The sequence below is a fragment of the Intrasporangium sp. genome (assembly GCF_030452765.1).
In the GTDB taxonomy this organism is placed as follows: Bacteria; Actinomycetota; Actinomycetes; order Actinomycetales; family Dermatophilaceae; genus Intrasporangium_A.
This window is the reverse complement of record NZ_JAKDLO010000088.1, coordinates 1-18,261: the sequence shown is the minus strand read 5'-3', so window position 1 is coordinate 18,261 and position 18,261 is coordinate 1. Positions and strand designations below refer to the sequence as shown.

Genomic DNA, 18,261 nt, shown 5'->3' with positions numbered 1-18,261 from the left:
CAGGTCACTCGGCGGCATACCGGCGTGTCGGTCTGGGCGGTTAGGGTTCCGCCATGGCCACCGCCCTGTACCGCCGCTACCGGCCCGAGAGCTTCGCCGACGTCATCGGCCAGGAGCACGTCACGGAGCCGCTCATGCAGGCGCTGCGCACCGGGCGGGTCGGGCACGCCTACCTCTTCAGCGGGCCGCGCGGGTGCGGCAAGACGACGAGCGCGCGCATCCTCGCTCGCTGCCTGAACTGTGAGCGGGGACCGACGCCGACGCCGTGCGGCACCTGCGACTCGTGCGTCGCGCTCGCGCGCGGCGGCCCGGGCAGCGTCGACGTCATCGAGATCGACGCGGCGAGCCACGGCGGCGTCGACGACGCGCGTGACCTGCGCGAGCGGGCGAGCTACGGGCCGGCCCAGAGCCGCTACAAGGTCTACATCATCGACGAGGCGCACATGGTCACGACGCAGGGCTTCAACGCCCTGCTCAAGATCGTCGAGGAGCCGCCTGAGCACGTGAAGTTCGTCTTCGCGACGACCGAGCCGGAGAAGGTGATCGGCACGATCCGCTCGCGCACCCACCACTACCCGTTCCGGCTCGTGCCGCCCGCGAAGCTGATCGCCTACCTGGAGCGGATCCTCGAGCAGGAGGGTGTGGCGGTCGAGCCAGGCGTCCTGTCGTTCGTGTCCCGGGCCGGCGGCGGGTCGGTGCGTGACTCGCTGTCGGTGCTCGACCAGCTCATCGCCGGGTCCGGTCCCGAGGGGCTGACCTACGCCGGCACGGTGTCGCTGCTCGGCTTCACCGACGCGGAGCTGCTCGATGCGACGATCGACGCCCTGGCGGCCGGTGACGGGGCTGCGACGTTCCGGCAGGTCGACAAGGTCATCGAGTCGGGCCACGACCCGCGCCGGTTCGTCGAGGACCTCCTCGAGCGGCTGCGCGACCTGATCGTCGTCGCGGCGGTTCGGGACGGCGCGGGTCAGGTGCTGCGTGGCGTGCCCGAGGACCAGCTCGAGCGGATGCGGGTGCAGCAGGCCGCGTTCGGGCCGGCCGCGCTCTCGCGTGCGGCCGACATCGTCAACACCGGCCTGACCGAGATGACCGGTGCGACCTCGCCGCGGCTGCAGCTCGAGCTGATCTGCGCGCGGGTCCTGCTGCCCGCCGCCTCCGGCGAGCAGGGGTATGCCGCTCGCCTCGACCGCATCGAGCGCCGCCTCGAGGTCGGCGGTGCCCCTACGTCCTTCGATCCGCCGAGGGGCCGGCCGGTGAGGCCGGGCCCGTCGGGCCCGACATCCTCCGAACCGTCCAGAGGCCAGCCCGCGCCTGTGCTGGCAGCGACGCCGGAGCCTTCGGTAGGCCGGCCCGCGCCTGGGCCGGAACCGGCGCGTGAACCGCCGAGGGGCCGGCCCGCGCCTGCGCCCGCGGCGGTGCCGGAACCGTCGAGAGGCCAACCTCCAGCCGCGGCGCCTGCCTCCGCCTCGTCACCCACGACTGCCACGGGCACCGGGCTCGACACCGACGCCATCCGTCGAGCCTGGCCCGACGTGCTCGGTCGGGTCTTCCAGATGCGCCGCATCACCTGGACCTTCGTCTCCCAGAACGCGCAGGTCGTCGGGTACGACGGCCGCACCCTGACGCTCGGGATCGCGACCGAGGGGCTGACCAACACCTTCCGAGCCGGCAACCACGCCGAGATCGTCCGGCAGGCACTGATCGACGAGCTCGGGCTCGACGCGCGTGTCGAGGGGGTCCACCTCTCCAACGGCGGTCCGGCCCTCCAGAGCCCGCCGCGGTCCCCGAGTGCCGGTGGCCCAGCCATGCCTGGCCCCGACTCGAGTGCGCCTGACGGCGACCCGGCGGCGAGGCCACGCCCGTCGCCACCTCGGCCCTCGCAGGCATCCCCGAGCCCCCCGCACCCCCCGAGCCGTGGTGACGCCCGGGCAAGCCGCGTGATCGGAGGCGACGTCATCGTCGACGCCGGCCTGACGCCGACTCCCGCGAGCCGGTCCCTCGATGACAATGCAAGTTGGGGGAGCGTTACCGCGCCCCCGCCTGACTGGGCGGCAGAGCCGTTGGCGGCAGAGCCGTTGGCGGCAGAGCCGACGACGGACGTGTCGACGGGTCCTCGACCGAACGGGAGCCCCGGGACGCCCGAGGGGCCGGGGCCAGTGAAGTCGTCCCGCACGGCAGCGGCCCGCGAGCCGGCCCCTGGTCCCACCGGCTCGGGTGCCTTTCCCGTCACGACCGACGGCTCGGCATCCAGTGCGGACGGCTCGGCATCCAGTGCCGACGACTCGGCCGCCAGTGCCGACGACGAGGACATCGAGATCTCCACCGACGTGGGACGAGCGGTCATCGAGAAGGTGCTGGGCGGCACGGTCCTGCAGGAGCTCGACGAGTAGCGACCCGACCCGACCAGCGGGGGCGAGCGGGCAGGCGTGGCAGGGTGTGACCGGCGTACCGTCGGAGGATGACGTTCGACGTCGCCGGTGATGCCTACGGCCGCTACATGGGTCGCTACTCCGAGCCGCTCGCAGCCCGGCTCGTCGACTGGCTCGCTCCGCCGGCCCAGGCGAGTGCGCTCGACGTCGGCTGCGGTCCGGGCGCCCTGACGGCCGTCCTCGTCGGGCGGTTCGGCATCGAGCGAGTCCATGCCGTCGATCCGTCACCGACGTTCCGCACCGCGTTGGGGCAGCGGCTGCCCGGCGTCGACGTGCGGGAGGCTCGAGCCGGTGAGCTGCCCTGGGCGGCCGGCACCTTCGACCTCGCCCTCGCCTCCCTCGTCGTCCATTTCATGCCGGACCCCGTCGCGGGGCTTCGGGAGATGCGCCGCGTCACGAGACCGGGCGGCACCGTTGCCGTGACGGTCTGGGATCTCGCCGGGCACCGGGCGCCGATGAGCCTGCTGCGCCACGCGGCTCTCGAGCTCGACCCGGGTGCTCCGGGAGAGGAGGGCCTGCCAGGTGCGAGACGACACGAGCTCGCCGGGCTCCTCGAACAGGCGGGGCTGCAGGGACTCTCGGAGGCCGAGCTCGAGGTCACGGTCGCATACCAGTCGTTCGACGAGTGGTGGGAGCCCTACACGCTCGGCGTCGGCCCCACCGGCGACTACGTCTGCGGGCTCGCACCCGATCGGCAGGACGCGCTGCGCGACCTATGCCGGGCCCGTGCCGGCGAGCCACCCTTCGAGATCCGCGCGACGGCCTGGGCGGCCCGAGGCCGAGCGTGACGGTGCCCCCCACGGATCCGCCTCCGCCAATCCGCGATGTCGAGATCACGGCTGCTGGGTCGTGCTCGCACCCCAACCCGTCGCGCCGACAGAACGCCCGGCCCCTAGAGTGTGCCTATGCTCTACAGCGTCACTCGCGGTGCGCTCGTTCCGCTGAGCCGAGTCCTCTACCGACCGACGATCGAGGGCAAGCAGAACGTCCCGCTCACCGGCGGTGTCATCCTCGCGAGCAACCACCGGTCCTTCATCGACTCCTTCGCGATCCCTCTCGTGGCGCCGCGGCACGTCCGCTTCCTCGCCAAGGAGGACTACTGGACCGGTACCGGGATCAAGGGAGGCATCTCACGAGGGTTCTTCACCGCCGTCGGGATGGTCCCGGTCAACCGCCGCTCCCCGACCGCCGCGCAGGAGAGCCTCGACGCTGGTCTGAAGGTGCTCCAGGCCGGTGAGGCCTTCGGCATCTATCCGGAGGGCACCCGCTCACGCGACGGCCGCCTCTACCGTGGGCGCACCGGGGTCGGGTGGCTCGCACTGCACGCCGAGGTTCCCGTCGTCCCCGTCGGGCTGATCGGGACCGAGAACATCCAGCCGGTCGGTTCGAGCTTCCCGCGCCTGGCCAAGGTGACGGTGCGCTTCGGCAAGCCGATCGGCGTCGAGCCCTACCAGGGACTCCCGGCGGGCAAGGCTCGTCGGCAGCTGACGGACGACGTCATGGAAGCGATCGCCGCCCTGACCGGGCAGGAGCGGGCAGAGGAGTACAACACGGTCCCGAGCAGTGGTGACCCAGGCACCTGAGCGTCGTTGTCCCGCGCGCGGCGCAACTGCACTCTCGATGCTGACAACTGCACTCTCGATCGGGGGAACTGCACTCTCGATGCTGACAACTGCACTCTCGATCGGGGGAAGTGCACTCTCGATCGGGGGAAGTGCACTCTCGATCCGGGGTGAAGTGCACTACTCGAGGAAGGGAGAGGTGAGTGGCGGGGCGGGGGACGGCGCGGCACGACATAGGCTGAGGCCGTGTACGAAGGCGCGGTGCAGGACCTCATCGACGAGCTCGGCCGGCTGCCCGGTGTCGGGCCCAAGAGCGCCCAGCGGATCGCCTTCCACCTCCTGCAGGCCGACGCCGAGGAGGTGAGCCGCCTGGTCACCGCGCTCACCGAGGTCAAGGCCAAGGTCCGCTTCTGCGCGGAGTGCGGCAACGTCGCCCAGGCCGAGCGCTGCCGGATCTGCGCCGACCCCCGCCGGGACCGCTCCGCGATCTGCGTCGTCGAGGAGCCCAAGGACGTCGTCGCCATCGAGCGCACCCGGGAGTTCCACGGCACCTACCACGTGCTCGGCGGCGCGATCAGCCCCATCGACGGGGTCGGCCCCGACGACCTGCGGATCCGCGAGCTCGTCAAGCGTCTCGCAGACGGCACCATCCAGGAGGTCATCATCGCAACCGACCCCAACCTCGAGGGCGAGGCAACGGCCACCTACCTCAGCCGCCTGCTCAAGGGCGCCGCACCCGAGGTCGCGGTCACCCGCCTCGCCTCCGGGCTGCCGGTCGGCGGCGACCTCGAGTACGCCGACGAGGTCACCCTGGGGCGCGCCTTCGAGGGCCGGCGCAGAGTCGACGCGTGACCCGCGCCGGCGCTCCGAGCCAGCGACTGTGCTTTGGGCAGGTGACTGCTGGTGTACCAGCAGTCGGTGGACCCGGCTGCAGTCTGTGGACCCAGCTGCGGTCGGATGGTTCCGTTGGAGCGGGAACAGGCACACGGCATACGGCATGCTTGGGGTCATGACGAACGCACCCGGCGATCGACCTGTGACCGACGACCTCGCGACGCTTGCCGACCTCACCGCGCACGACGCGAGCGCCTACCTGACCACGGTGACCGAGGTCGCGTCGGGTAGCTCGCCCGACACGGCGATCCCGGTGCTGACCCTGGCGCTCTCGCAGATCCTCGTGGCCGGCGCGCGGCTCGGCGCCATCGAGGACGTCGTACCCGAGGAGCGCTACGAGACCGACCCCGGGGCGGACGACGACCCCGACCCCTTGCGCACGGGCCTGGCGAACGTCTTCAACGGCATCGACGACTACGCCGACATCGTCGACCCACTCACCTCCGTCGAGCTCACCGGAGGTGCCATCAGCAACGACCTCGCCGACGTCGCGCTCGCGCTCACCCACGGTCTGAAGCACTTCGCCGCCGGGCGCACGGCCGAGGCACTCTGGTGGTGGCAGTTCAGCTACCTCTCATCGTGGGGAGACCGTGCCTCGAGCGCGCTGCGGGTGCTCCAGTCGGTGCTCTCGCACCTGCGCCTCGACGCCGACGAGGACGACGTATCGGAGGCCGAGTTCGACGCGCTCCATCCGTGACGGCACGGTATGTCGCTGAGCGGGCCACCGCTGTTCCGCCGGACGACCACGATCCCTCCCGCGTCGAGTTGCTGCGCTCGGCTGACACAGCGGCGGCGAAACTGGTCGTCGGGCGTGACGTCTCAGCGGTCGACCGCGCCGCGATGACCGGCTCGCAGCGTCCCTAGAATCGACTCGCCCCACATCGTGCCGTCCCGGGAGTCAGCGTGAGCCTCGTGGTCCAGAAGTACGGCGGATCGTCCGTGTCCGACGCGGAGGCGATCAAACGCGTCGCCCGCCGGATCGTCGAGACGCAGCGGGCCGGCAACCAGGTGTGTGTCGTCGTCTCCGCGATGGGCGACTCGACCGACGACCTGCTCGACCTCGCCGAGCAGGTGACCCCCAACCCGCCCGGGCGCGAGCTGGACATGCTGCTCACCGCGGGTGAGCGGATCTCGATGGCGCTCGTCGCGATGGCGATCGCCCAGCTCGGCGCGGAGGCCCGCTCCTTCACGGGGTCGCAGGCCGGCGTCATCACCGACGAGGTGCACGGTCGTGCGCGGATCATCGACGTCACGCCGGGCCGCATCCAGAGCGCCGTGGACGCCGGGCACATCGCGATCGTCGCGGGCTTCCAAGGCGTGAGCCAGACGACGAAGGACATCACCACGCTCGGTCGGGGCGGCTCGGACACGACCGCGGTCGCGCTTGCCGCCGCGCTCAAGGCTGACGTCTGCGAGATCTACACCGATGTCGACGGCGTGTTCACCGCAGACCCGCGCGTGCTGCCGACCGCCCGCAAGCTCGACGTCGTCTCGATGGAGGAGATGCTCGACCTCGCCGCGAACGGCAGCAAGATCCTGCACCTGCGCTGCGTCGAGTACGCCCGCCGCTACGGCATCCCCATCCATGTGCGCTCGTCCTGGTCGAGGAGGCCGGGCACCTGGATCAAGGACAACCCCTACGAAGGAGAAGGCGCTGTGGAAGCTCCCATCATCGCCGGTGTCGCGCACGACAAGGGCGAGGCCAAGATCACCATCGTCGGCGTGCCGGACGAGGTCGGCGCGGCGGCGAGGATCTTCGGCGCGATCGCCGACGCGGACATCAACATCGACATGATCGTGCAGAACGTGTCGGCGGCCGAGACGGCCAAGACGGACATCTCCTTCACGCTGCCGCAGGCCGACGGGGCGAAGGGGATGGGGGCGCTGCTCGCGATCCGGAACGAGGTCGCCTACGAGGACCTGCGCCTCGACGAGGCGATCGGCAAGATCTCGCTCGTCGGTGCCGGTATGAAGTCGCACCCGGGTGTGTCGGCCAAGTTCTTCAAGGCACTCGCCGACAACGGGATCAACATCGAGATGATCTCGACCTCCGAGATCCGCGTGTCCGTCGTGACGCGAGCCGACCTGCTCGAGGACGCGGTGCGCGCGGTGCACACGGCCTTCGGGCTCGACTCGTCCGACGAGGCCGTCGTCTACGGCGGCACCGGCCGCTGAGCTCGACCGCGCCGCGACAACTGCGATCGGTGTGGTTTCTCGTGGCCACGTGGGCCGCGCCGCCACGACAACTGCGATCAGCGTGGGTTCTCGTGGGCCGGGCCTTGCAGCGCCGGAGCCCGGCCCGGGATCACCTCGGACCGGGCAGGGAGGCGGGTTCGCGCCGGCGCCGGGCGGTGACGACGTCGACCAGGGCCGCCACGAGGGCGACGGCGACGAGGACGAGCGTGAACCGCAGCCCGACGCTGAGGGCGTGCGCGAAGTCGCCATGGCTCGTGGCGACCGCGCCGAAGAAGACGGACCCGATGAGGGCGATCCCGGCTGAGGTGCCGATGCGCTGGCCGGTCTGCAGCACCCCGCTCGCAGTGCCCGCCTGGGCAACCGGGACCTCGGACACCGTCAGCGTCACGTTGGGTGAGATGACCAGCCCGCTGCCGATCCCCGCGATCAGCAGCGGCGGTGCGATCCACCAGCCCGGGTCGTCGCCCCGCACCGAGACGACCAGGTCGGTCAGCCCGATCCCGACGAGGACGAGCACGAGGCCGACGGCGACGAGCGGCCGGCCCAGTCGCGTGACCACCGACCCACCGAGAGCCGCCGCCGCCGCGGACCCGATCGCGAAGGGTGTCACCGTGAGCCCGGCCAGCAGGGCGGAGTAGCCGAGCCCGAGCTGCAGGTAGAGGGTGATGATGAAGAAGATCGCCGTGAAGCCGGAGAAGTAGAGCAGCCCGATGATCACGCCGGATGTGTAGCTCTCGATCCGGAACAGGCGCAGATCCACGAGCGGGGCGTGCCCGCGGCGGGTCTGGTGCAGCTCCCACCAGACGAACAGGGCGAAGGACGCCGCGGAGACGAGCAGGAGCAGCCACTTGCCGGCGCCGGGCCAGTTCCGCTCCTCGACGAGCGGCAGCAGCACGGTGAAGACGGCGATGCCGAGCAGCGCGACGCCGACGAGGTCGAGGTCCTCGTCCCGTCGCTCGGCACCGCTGCGTGCGGCGACGTAGCGGAAGGCGAGCATGATGCAGAGGATCCCGACCGGCACGTTGACGAAGAAGATCCACCGCCAGCCGGTGTCGGCGCCGAGTACCTTGATGATCCCGCCGCCGAGCAACGGGCCGATCGCGGTCGAGACACCGATCGTCGCGCCGAGCAGGCCGAACGCCTTGCCGCGCTCGGCGCCTCGGAACAGCTCCTGGACCAGCCCGCTGACCTGAGGGTTGAGCACCCCCGCGCCCACGCCCTGCAGGAGACGGGCCGCGACGAGCACCGCCGGCACGGGGGCGAGGCCCGCGGTCACGCTGCTCGCCGTGAAGACGGCCACTCCCACGACGAACATCGTCCGCCGCCCCCGCGCGTCCCCGAGCCGCCCGGCCGGGACCAGGACGAGCCCGAACGTCAACGCATAGCCGGACACGATCCACTGCAGGTCGCTGGTGTCCGCGTGCAGTCCCTGCTCGATCGAGGGCAGCGCGACGTTGACGATGCTGACGTCCATCAGCGCCATGAAGCCGGCGACGAGGGCGACGCTGAGGGCTCGCCACCGGCGGGGGTCGCGTCCCTCCTCGCCAGTGCTCACCCCGCCGACGCTACCCCGCGAGCAGGGAGCGGAAACGGGATGCCGGCTCCCTTCGCCGTGCTTGAGGCGGGGAACCGGGCGGCAGGAACCAGACGTCGCAACAAAGAGACCACATTGAGGATTCGACAGCACTCGCGGCGGGTACGGGATCGGGATCGACCACTACTAGGGAGCGCATCATGATCATCTTCGGGATCATCCTGTTGATCGTCGGCCTGGTCCTCAAGATCGGCATCCTCTGGACCATCGGGATCATCCTGGCCGTCATCGGCCTCGCCCTGTGGATACTGGGATCCGTTGGACACGCTGTCGGGGGACGGTCTCACTACTGGTGAGCACACCCCAGCGCCCGCGCCCGTGATGCGGCCCGGTCGACCCGAGCGGCCCGATGTCCCGGCACCGGGTCGCTCCGCTGGGGACGGCCGGTAGGACCCGGCGCGGCGAGCGTGAGGGGGTGAGCGGCATACTGCCAAGGAGACCGAGCCCGAGGGAGATGTCACGTGACAGCCCGACTGGACGACCCCGAGGACCGCGACGCGTGGACGCGGCCGGGCGCGTTCGAGGTCGCACCCGGTATCCACCGGATGCCGCTGCCGCTGCCGAACGACGGGCTGCGTGCAGTCAACGTCTACGCCCTCGGCGATGGCGACCGGCTCACCCTCGTCGACGGCGGCTGGGCCATCGAGGCGGCCGAGGTGGCGCTGCGCGATGCCCTCGATCACATCGGCTTCGGCCTGGAGCACGTCGACCGGTTCCTCGTCACCCACGTCCACCGTGACCACTACACCAATGCGGCGATCGTACGGAAGCGGTTTGGCGCCACGGTGTCCCTCGGTGCCGGCGAGCGGCCGTCACTCGACCACCTCGCCGCGCGGGCCGAGCAGGGCGGCGACGAGGAGATCGAGGTCGCCCAGGTGCCGATGCTGCGCGAGGCCGGTGCGGGCGCCCTCGCCGACCGGCTGGCGGCGTACCACCCGCCGCCGATCGACCCCGACGAGTGGGCCGCGCCCGACGAGTGGCTCCGGGACGGGCAGGTCATCGCAGTCGGCCGGCGCCGGCTCGCCGCGATCGAGACGCCGGGCCACACGAGCGGGCACATGGTCTACCACGACCCCGCCGGGTCGCTGCTGTTCGCCGGTGACCACGTGCTGCCGCAGATCACCCCGTCGATCGGCTTCCAGCCGGTCCGGGCCATCTCGCCGCTCGGGGATTACCTGGCGTCGCTGCGGCTGGTACGGGCGATGCCGGACGCCCGGCTGCTGCCGGCGCACGGCCCGACGACGGCCAGCGTGCACGAACGGGTCGACGAGCTGCTCGCCCACCACGCGGAGCGGCTCGACCTGACTCTGCGGGCCCTCGACACCGGGGCCGAGACTGCCTTCGAGGTGGCCGGACAGCTGACCTGGACGAGGCGCCGGCGCCGGCTCGCCGACATGGACCTCTTCAACGAGATGCTCGCGATCCTCGAGACCTCGGCTCATCTGCAGGTGCTCGCCGAGCGGGGCCTCGTCACGTGCGAGATCGGCGACGGCGTGCGCCGCTACCGATCGGCGTGAGGGGGCTGTCTCACGTCAGCGCCGAAGCCGAGCCACGGCACGCGGCCTGCAGAGCGCGGGCGCTCGCCACGACCGGCGCCGGCGGCGGGCCCGTGACGGTCTGCGCGTCGAGGGTGTGTTCGGCCCACTCGAGCACGCGGATCCGGTTGTTGAGCAGGCCGTAGCGGCCGGCCTCGCTCGCCCGCGAGCAGGGTCCACGCATGACCAGCAAGGAGGCGACGTCACTGGCCTGGAGCCGGTCGCCGTCGATGTCCAGCGGCGACACCTGCAGGACCCCGACGTCCGGAGGAAGCGAGATCGGCTCCCCGAACGGGACGAAGTCGTAGCGCGGCACCCTGTCGAGGTCCAGCCCCGAGGCCCGCAGCCGGCTCGCACCCTCCACGAGCGAGCGCTGGCTGATCTGCAGCACGACCTGGCCGTCCTGCGGTCCGCACACCTTCGGGGATGACCCGACGCACACCAGCGCCTGCGGCGGCGTGATCTTCTCGTATACGTTGGCGTCCTTGCTCGCCTGACCGTAGCCGAGGGCCCCAAGCACGAGAGCCGCGGTGACAGTCCAGCGCACGGCGGTGGTTCGCCGCCGTCCATCCGGCCGGCGCGCCCAGAGCGCCGCGACGAGGCAGATGGCTGCGCTCGTCGCGATGATGGCTGCTGTCACCGAGGGCACCTCGCGCCACCCGATGAGGTCGATCTCGTCCACCTCCGAGAAGGAGAGCGAGGGCAGGCCGAGGGAGGTGGCACCGGTCGTCGTGGTGAGGAACACGAGGGACCCGATGATCAGCGGGCCGGCCGGGTTCGTGACTCTCGACCCCCAGGCCAGGCCCACCGCCGTTGCGGCCAGCAGCCCGACGGCGCCTTCGACCAGGACCCACAGGCCCAAGACCTCGGGTGGTCCGTACTGCAGGACCCGCCACACGGCGTAGCCCATCGCGACCCCCCAGGCGAGCATCCCCCAGAACCACACGGCGAGCAGGATCGCCCACTGGCTCTGCCCCGTTGTGGGTGCGCCCGGCAGCACCTGGACCAGATCCGCGCGTTGCGAGCGGTCATGGGCGGCCAGGCCGGCGAGGACCGGCCAGAGCAGCACCGTCGACGTCGTGCCGTGTGCAAAGGCGGTGGCCCAGTCGTACTCCCATCCCCAGCCGAAGAACGCGACAAGGATCGTCGTCATGGCCACGAGACCGGGAAATGCGCGGAACGCGGAGGATCGGCGCAGCCAGAACCGGAGGTCCGAGATCACGCTCGTCTCGATCGACTCAGCGGACCGCTCTCGACCGATCCTGTCGGGTTCCACGACCATGCCCAACACCCCCCGACGCCGACAGCCCTGTCAGGCCTCCCACGTCGAAGGGTACCCAGGAAACGCACCGGGTCGAGCCGGTTGGCGAAAAGTGGCCGGGTGGCGTCGACCTGTTGCCAGTGACGTGGTATGTCGCTGAGCGCGCTGGCGAGCGTGCGGAAAGTGAGCGGCATACCCCCTTGCCGGGAAATCCGGTTGTGGTCCCGCACGCCTGCGCTGGACACTCATGGGCGGGGAGACTTCGGGCCGAGGGGGCCACGATGGGCTATTGGGGCGGGTGCATGTTCGAACGCGTCTCCGGCGGACTCCGGGTGGGGCCGAGTGGGCTGGAAGGTGCCGTCGCACCCAGCGTTCTTCGAGCCGGCTCGGCCTATCATGGAGCCTACGCGCGGCGGGTGTCGCGTACGTCGAGCCACCCACCGCCACCCCTCGTCAAGGAGCAGGCCGAATGGCTGGCGACGCGCAGTTGCGACACCTCGCGCAACTTGGCCTCCAGTTCACCGAGGTCAGTGCCGCGCTGACCTCGTTCGACGGAGACGGCCTCGATCCCGACCTGGTGGTCAAGCTCGCCGCCCGTGCGCTGCCGCACACCCATCACTGCGCGCTGACGGTCCTGCGCAGCGGACGGTTCCCGCACACGATCAGCGTCACGGACCCGCTGCCCCGACTGGTCGACGAGATCCAGTTCTCCACCCGTGAAGGCCCGTGCCTGGACGAGTCCACGGGGCATGCCGTCACCCTGTCCGGCGGGCTGGGCGCAGACCCGCGCTGGCCCGCCTTCGGGCCACGGTGCGTCGCGGAGACGGGGGTCCAGAGCATGCTGGCCGTGCGGCTCGCACTGGTTGGCGGTGACCATGCGTCGCTGGGCTTCTACTCGCGCAAGCCCGACGCCTTCGGCGAGCTCGACGTCGGCGTCGCGTCGATCTTCGCGCCGTTCGCGGCGCTCGCCGTCGAGCAGGTGCTTCGACGGCGGGACGCGGCCGACTTCAAGTCGGCGCTGTCGAGCAGCCGGCAGATCGGCGCCGCCATCGGGATCATCATGGCTCACGACCTGGTCACCTCCGAGGACGCCTTCGAACGGCTGCGTGAGGCGAGCCAGCACCTCAACCGCAAGTTGCGGGACATCGCCGCCGAGGTGGAACAGACCGGGGAGGTTCCGGTCTAGGGCGAGCCGCAGCGGGCCGACGCAGGATTCTCGCAGGTGACGTAGCGTGCTGGTATGACGAGCTCGGCGTCCCTGACCCCTGCCCAGCGCCGCGTCCTCGATTCACTCGACGAGCCGGCGATGGTCGACCGACTCCGACGGCTGGTCAGGGTGCCCAGCGTGACCGGCACCGACGCCGAGTCCGAGCTGCAGAACACCATGGCCGGCGACCTGGCCGGGCTCGGGTTCGAGGTCGACCTGTGGCGGCTGGACCTCGAGGCGCTCGAGGCAGACCCCGACCATCCCGGCACCGAGGTCGACCGGAGCGAGGGCTACGGCCTGGTCGGGCTCGCGCCGGGCGAGGGCGAGCCGGGCTTCGTCCTGCAGGGCCACGTCGACGTCGTGCCGGTCGGGGACCCGGCCGCCTGGGCCGGCGGCGATCCCTTCGGCGGCGCGGTGACCGGCGATGTGGTGCACGGCCGCGGTGCATGCGACATGAAGGCCGGGGTCGCGGTCAACTTCGCCGTGGCCCAGGCTCTTGCGACCTCGGGGGTGAGGTTCGAGAAACGCTTCGCGCTGCACCAGGTCGTCAGCGAGGAGGACGGTGGCCTCGGCGCGTTCGCGACCATGAAACGCGGTCACCGCGGTGAGGCTGCCGTCATCACGGAGCCGACCAGCGGCCGGATCGTCGTAGCCAACGCCGGCGCGCTGACCTTCGAGATCCGGGTGCCCGGGCGTGCCGCCCACGGCAGCACGCGCCTGGAGGGTGTCTCGGCGTTCGAGGCGTTCTGGCCGGTGCACGCGGCCCTGCGGGCCTTGGAGCAGCGCATCAATGCCGCCCCCGGCCCGCTGTTCGACGGCAATCCGCTGCCGTACGGCATCTCCGTCGGCACGATCCGGGCCGGCGACTGGGCCAGCTCGGTGCCGGACCTGCTCGTCGCGCAGGGCCGCCTCGGGGTCCCTCTCGACGGCGACCCGGTGGTGGCGCGGGCCCAGCTCGAGGAGGCTGTCGCGCAGGCCTGCGCGCCCGCCCCGTGGGTGCGCGCGCACCCCGCGACCGTCGCCCGGCCCGGCGGGCCGTTAGCCCCCGGGCACCGCGAGGCCGGGCACCCGCTCGTCGGCCAGACGGCCGACGCGGTCGAGCTGACCCAAGGGCGGCGGCCGCGGCTCGGCGCCGCGCCGTACGGGTCCGACCTGCGCCTCTACGTCGGGGTCGGCGGCATCCCGACCCTGCACTACGGACCCGGTGACGTGCGGCTCGCCCACGCGCCGCGCGAGCAGGTGAGCGTCAGCGAGATGTTCGTCGTCGCCCGTGCCCTGGCCGTGCTCGCCGTCGATCGGCTGGGTGGGCACCTCTGACCCGAGTTCACGAGGCGCCGGTAGGGGGCGCCGCCCGACCGCGTCGGTCTCAGACGATGTAGCGCACGGTGCGCCGCATGATCAGGTAGACCGGGATCGAACCGAGCGCCAGCAGCATCACCGCGTAGGGTGAGGCGGCGGTGAAGTCGAGGGACTCCCCGTTGGTCGTGGCCCACAGGCCGGTGGCCAGGGTCTGGGTGTTGAACGGCAGCAGCATGAGCGTGGTGGTCAGCTCCTTGCTCGCGTCCAGCCCCACGAGCAGAGCCCCGGTGGCCAGTCCCGGCAGGGCGATCGGCAGCGAGACCCGGCGCAGCCGCTGCCAGGCGCCGCTGCCGAGTGAGGCGGCCGCCTCGTCGTACTTGGTCAGTGCCGCGTGCAGCCCGACCCGCTGGTTGGCCACCGCCAGCGGCAGGTACAGGATGACGTAGGCGATCACCAGCAGGCTCGGTGTCTTGTACAGGCCCGGCAGCAGCCGGGTGGCCAGGAAGACGAGGGCCAGAGCGAGGATCGCGCCTGGGATGGCGTGCGCCAGCCACACCGATCGCTCGGTCAGGTTCGACCAGGGGGAGGGGTGCCGGCTGACCCACCAGGCGACTGGCAGCGCGACGACCGACGCGAGCAGGCCCGCCCAGACCGCGTAGGTGAGGCTCACCCGGGCGGCCTGCAGGACCTCGGCCCAGTTGACGACGAGCTGTCGGTGCGGGGAGGTCAGGCCGTGGATCGTCATGTACACGGTCGGGCCGAGGGCCAGCAGTGGGACGACGAGCGCGGCCACGAGGACGGCCAGGTGGGCCCGGCCGAGGCGGGCCCGGGTGGGCGGACGGACGGTCTGCGAGCCGATGCTCTGCCGGTGGGCGCGTCCGGTCAGCAGGCGCCCGCCGACCAGCAACACGAACGCCAGGCCGGCCAGGAGCAGGGAGAGGGAGCGAGCCGCCTCGTAGTCGCCGTAGTCGAGCATGTTGGCCATGATCGTCGTGGTCAGGGTGCGTTGGCGCAGCTGCACCATGGCGCCGTACTCGGCGAGCACGTGCAGGGCCACGATGAGCACGCTGGAGGCGATGGCGGGCCGTAGCTGCGGCACCGTGATGCGCCAGAACACCGCGACGGGGCGGGTGCCCAGGCTGCGGGCGACCTCTTCCTGGGCGGGGTCGAGGTTGCGCACGGCCACGATGCCGGCCAGGAACACGTAGGGGTACAGGGTGAGCGCGATGATGGCGGTCGCGCCCGCGAAGGTGGTGACGATGTTCGTGCGGGGCGCGAACATGAGGTTGGCGGAGTAGGCGGCGTAGGCGGCCACGAAGCCGGGGATCGCCAGCGGCATCGCGAGAAGCACCGTCAGCAGCTTGCGGAACGGGATGGTCGTGCGTACGAGCAGGAGAGCCGCACCGACCCCGACGACGACGCACACCGCCGACACGGACAGGGTCAGACCGACGGTACGGATGATGTCGCCGGCCGTGGTCGGGTAGGTGAACAGCTTGCCGATCGCCTCTGTCGACATTCCTGCGGCGAACAGGTAGGCGAACGGCAGCAGCGACAACGCGCCGACGGCCATCGCAGCGATCGCGATGGCCGCACGGCTGGGATTCATGCGCCGCCTGGACGGACGGGGCATGTCAGGTGGTGATTCCCAGGCTCTTGAGCAGGTCCTGGGCTTGGGACTGGTCGGCGTAGATGCTCATGTCGTAGGTCGGCGAGGCGATGTCGCTCAGGGCGCCCACCAGCTCACTCGAGGTGCCGAGAGCCACCGGGTACTGAGCGCCGGAGGTGTCGATGTCGCCGCTGGACAGGATCTGCTGGCCCCCGTCCTTGCTGGTGAGCCACTGGACGAACTTGGCTGCCGCATCCTTGTGGGTGCTGTTCTTCAGGATCGCTGCGCCGGAGGAGAGGACGAGGTTGCCCGGGTCGGTCTCGGGGAAGTGGTAGATCTTCGAGGTCATGTGCTCCGGGCCGCCGACCTCGGCGGCCTTGATCCACCAGTAGTAGTGGTTCGACAGGCCCATTGCGTGCTTGCCGGCCTCGACGGTGTCTCGCACGTTCCCGTTCTTCTGCTCGTTGACGCCGTTCGCCTTGACCTTCTTCAGGAAGTCGGTGCTCGCGTCGAGTCCGATCGTCGAGATGAGGTACTGGGTCGTGGCCACGAACGCGCCGGATGGTGCGTAGGCGAACTTGCCCTTGTACTGCGGGTCGGTGATGGTGAGCAGGGTCTTGGGCAGGTCTGCCTCGTCGATCAGCTCGGGGTTGTAGTAGAGCACGCGTGCCCGGGCCGCGTAGGCCACCCACAGGTCCTGTGGCGAGCTGAGACCGGGCTGCACCTGCGCGACGGTGGACGCCTCGATCGGCTCGAGCAGGCCTGCCTTGCCCAGCTGGGCCACCGGGGCCGGGTCCTCGGACAGGAACAGGTCGGCGGGAGAGGCGTCGCCCTCCGCCTGGATCTGACCCACCGTCGCGTCCTGCTGGATGTCGAAGGTGACACCGGTCTGCTTCGTGTAGGCGCCGGTCAGGCCCTTGACCAACGCCGCGTGCTGGTCGGTGTAGACGGTCAGGGTCGTCGCGGCATCCGAACCCGTCGCTCCGGGCTCGGAGGACGGGGACGACGAGCACCCGGCGGTGACCGTCAGGAGCGCGACCGCACCGGCGATGGCGGTGGTGACGCGCAGACGTAGCCCGCTTCGTGACATGAGGGGATCTCCTTCTATCGCTGGGGTTTGCTGGGATGTGGCACGTGAGGGAACGGTGGCGTGAGGAGCGGTGACGGCGTCACCGGGCGCTCAGCTCGAGTAGGTGCAGACCGGACGTTCGACGACCAGGCGCACGTGGTCGCCGACCCGGTAGTCGTGGTCCCCGAGTACCCGGACCGGGATGTGCTGGGCAAGCTCGGGCACCTGGACGTGCAGGACCTCGTCGTGCCCGTAGAACGTGTGGGTCAGGATCGTGCCGACGAGGCCTCCGCACCCTTCGGCCGCTGCGTTCACGAGGCGGCCCTCGGCCCGGCTGGCCTGGATGTTCTCCGGGCGGATGAGGACCTCGCACCGCCCGTCGCGGCCGTGCCAGTCGGCGACGGGGAGGGTGCCGAAGACACACGTGACCCTCGGGCTCATCGAGGGGTCGAGCTGTGCGGCGGGCAGGATCTCCCCCTCGACGACGACGGCCTCGCCGAGGAAGCGGGCCAGCTGCAGGTCGAGCGGGCGAAAGTAGGTCGTCCGGGGGTCGTCGACCTGCACCATACGGCCTGCGCGCATCACCGCGACCCGGTCACCGAGGGCGAGTGCCTCCTGCTGGTCGTGCGTGACCAGGACCGCGGTGGTGCCAAGGGCGGTGAGCACGGACTGGACCTGTTCGCGCAGGGACTCACGCAGGTACTCGTCCAGGGCGGAGAACGGTTCGTCGAGCAGGACGACCCTCGGGCCAGGCGCGATCGCCCGGGCCAACGAGACACGTTGCTGCTGGCCGCCGGACAGCTCGTGTGGACGCCTTCGGCTCAGCTGTCCCAGGTCCACCAGCTCAAGTGCGTCCCGCACCCTCGCGCGACGTTCCCGACCGCCCAGGTGCCGCAACCCGAAGCCGACGTTCTGCGCCACTGACAGGTGCGGGAAGAGCGCCCCTTCCTGCGGGACGAGCCCGATACCCCGCTGGTGCGCGGGGACAACCCGGCGCCCCGGGCCCGCGACCTGCCGGCCGGCAACCGTGATCGAGCCGTTGTCCGGGGTCTCGAAGCCTGCGATGGCGCGCAGCAAGGTCGTCTTCCCACAGCCGGAGGGGCCGAGGACGGTGACCAGCTCCCCCTCGGCGACCTGCAGATCGACGTCATCGAGCGCGGTGACCCGGACGTCGGACTCACGCCCGAAGACCTTCGACAGTCCCCGTACCTCCAGCACGCCCCAACTATATACATAAGGTAAGGCTGGCCTAACAGGCGCCCTCCTGAGCGCCACAGCCGACCCGTGGCCGGTGGCTCAGGCCGTGGCACTCTCCCCAGCTCGACAGATCTGTGGGCACTTCAGGGACATTACGGGACAAAAGCCTTGACATGGGCGCAAACGGACCGAAAGGCTTCGCCCTTGACGGGTATGGCCGGACGGCGGGAGCCTACGATGCGCCTACTACGTGCGGGACTCGGCGCCCGCGTCCTCGCAGCCTTCACCGCGGCGGCCTGCCTCGGCACGCTGGCGGGCACGTCCGCGGTCGCAGGCCCGTCCGCCCCGGCCACAGCCGGCACCGCCGGCCGTGCCGGCGTTGATCCCGATGTTGAACCCCTCCGGCGAC

At 71.0% G+C, this 18,261-nt stretch carries 15 protein-coding genes; 10 read left to right on the top strand and 5 right to left on the bottom strand.

Annotated elements, in window-relative coordinates; genetic code table 11:
- Window positions 1-53: 53 nt before the first annotated feature.
- The 6 genes from L0H79_RS12350 (at window position 54) to L0H79_RS12325 (ending at window position 7,060) form a co-directional block, all read left to right on the top strand.
- The gene (locus L0H79_RS12350) at window positions 54-2,390 is read left to right on the top strand and encodes a DNA polymerase III subunit gamma and tau (protein ID WP_301484915.1); all 2,337 of its coding nucleotides are present in this window, start codon (window positions 54-56) and stop codon (window positions 2,388-2,390) included.
- Window positions 2,391-2,458: 68 nt separating this feature from the next.
- Window positions 2,459-3,217 (top strand): class I SAM-dependent methyltransferase, encoded by a 759-nt coding sequence (locus tag L0H79_RS12345; protein ID WP_301484914.1) that lies wholly within the window; start codon window positions 2,459-2,461, stop codon window positions 3,215-3,217.
- Window positions 3,218-3,334: 117 nt separating this feature from the next.
- A complete protein-coding gene (locus tag L0H79_RS12340) occupies window positions 3,335-4,012 on the top strand; it encodes a 1-acyl-sn-glycerol-3-phosphate acyltransferase (protein WP_301484913.1) in 678 nt (225 codons plus the stop codon).
- Window positions 4,013-4,237: 225 nt separating this feature from the next.
- Complete coding sequence (gene recR, locus L0H79_RS12335; RefSeq protein WP_301484912.1) at window positions 4,238-4,843, top strand: recombination mediator RecR; 606 nt, start codon at window positions 4,238-4,240, stop codon at window positions 4,841-4,843.
- Window positions 4,844-5,000: 157 nt separating this feature from the next.
- Entirely contained in the window at window positions 5,001-5,582 is a 582-nt protein-coding gene (locus tag L0H79_RS12330; RefSeq protein ID WP_301484911.1) for a DUF5063 domain-containing protein, read from the top strand.
- A gap of 206 nt (window positions 5,583-5,788) precedes the next feature.
- Window positions 5,789-7,060 (top strand): aspartate kinase, encoded by a 1,272-nt coding sequence (locus L0H79_RS12325; RefSeq protein ID WP_301484910.1) that lies wholly within the window; start codon window positions 5,789-5,791, stop codon window positions 7,058-7,060.
- Window positions 7,061-7,190: 130 nt separating this feature from the next.
- On the opposite strand, the gene L0H79_RS12320 is transcribed toward L0H79_RS12325, so the two are convergent.
- A complete protein-coding gene (locus tag L0H79_RS12320; protein WP_301484909.1) occupies window positions 7,191-8,636 on the bottom strand; it encodes an MFS transporter in 1,446 nt (481 codons plus the stop codon).
- 179 nt (window positions 8,637-8,815) lie between these two features.
- On the opposite strand from L0H79_RS12320, the gene L0H79_RS12315 reads away from it, so the two are divergent.
- Both L0H79_RS12315 and L0H79_RS12310 read left to right on the top strand, forming a co-directional pair.
- Window positions 8,816-8,971: a DUF6131 family protein gene (locus L0H79_RS12315; protein ID WP_301484908.1), complete on the top strand. Its 156-nt coding sequence runs from the start codon at window positions 8,816-8,818 to the stop codon at window positions 8,969-8,971.
- Between the two features lie 165 nt (window positions 8,972-9,136).
- On the top strand, window positions 9,137-10,192 hold the full coding sequence (locus tag L0H79_RS12310) for an MBL fold metallo-hydrolase (RefSeq protein WP_301484907.1): 1,056 nt from the start codon (window positions 9,137-9,139) through the stop codon (window positions 10,190-10,192).
- Window positions 10,193-10,202: 10 nt separating this feature from the next.
- Here L0H79_RS12310 and L0H79_RS12305 read toward each other — a convergent pair whose 3' ends face one another.
- A complete protein-coding gene (locus L0H79_RS12305) occupies window positions 10,203-11,492 on the bottom strand; it encodes a hypothetical protein (RefSeq protein WP_301484906.1) in 1,290 nt (429 codons plus the stop codon).
- Between the two features lie 448 nt (window positions 11,493-11,940).
- On the opposite strand from L0H79_RS12305, the gene L0H79_RS12300 reads away from it, so the two are divergent.
- Both L0H79_RS12300 and L0H79_RS12295 read left to right on the top strand, forming a co-directional pair.
- The gene (locus tag L0H79_RS12300) at window positions 11,941-12,657 is read left to right on the top strand and encodes a GAF and ANTAR domain-containing protein (RefSeq protein ID WP_301484905.1); all 717 of its coding nucleotides are present in this window, start codon (window positions 11,941-11,943) and stop codon (window positions 12,655-12,657) included.
- A gap of 54 nt (window positions 12,658-12,711) precedes the next feature.
- Entirely contained in the window at window positions 12,712-13,995 is a 1,284-nt protein-coding gene (locus L0H79_RS12295; protein ID WP_301484904.1) for a M20/M25/M40 family metallo-hydrolase, read from the top strand.
- A 49-nt stretch (window positions 13,996-14,044) separates the two neighbouring features.
- On the opposite strand, the gene L0H79_RS12290 is transcribed toward L0H79_RS12295, so the two are convergent.
- The 3 genes from L0H79_RS12290 to L0H79_RS12280 all read right to left on the bottom strand — a co-directional run bounded on the left by L0H79_RS12290 (window position 14,045) and on the right by L0H79_RS12280 (window position 17,873).
- Window positions 14,045-15,586, bottom strand: coding sequence for an iron ABC transporter permease (locus L0H79_RS12290; protein ID WP_301484903.1), 1,542 nt, complete (start codon window positions 15,584-15,586; stop codon window positions 14,045-14,047).
- 25 nt (window positions 15,587-15,611) lie between these two features.
- On the bottom strand, window positions 15,612-16,676 hold the full coding sequence (locus tag L0H79_RS12285) for an extracellular solute-binding protein (protein WP_301484902.1): 1,065 nt from the start codon (window positions 16,674-16,676) through the stop codon (window positions 15,612-15,614).
- A 90-nt stretch (window positions 16,677-16,766) separates the two neighbouring features.
- Window positions 16,767-17,873 carry an ABC transporter ATP-binding protein gene (locus tag L0H79_RS12280; protein WP_301484901.1) on the bottom strand — a complete coding sequence of 369 codons (1,107 nt, stop codon included), beginning with the start codon at window positions 17,871-17,873 and terminating at the stop codon, window positions 16,767-16,769.
- Window positions 17,874-18,261: the final 388 nt, after the last annotated feature.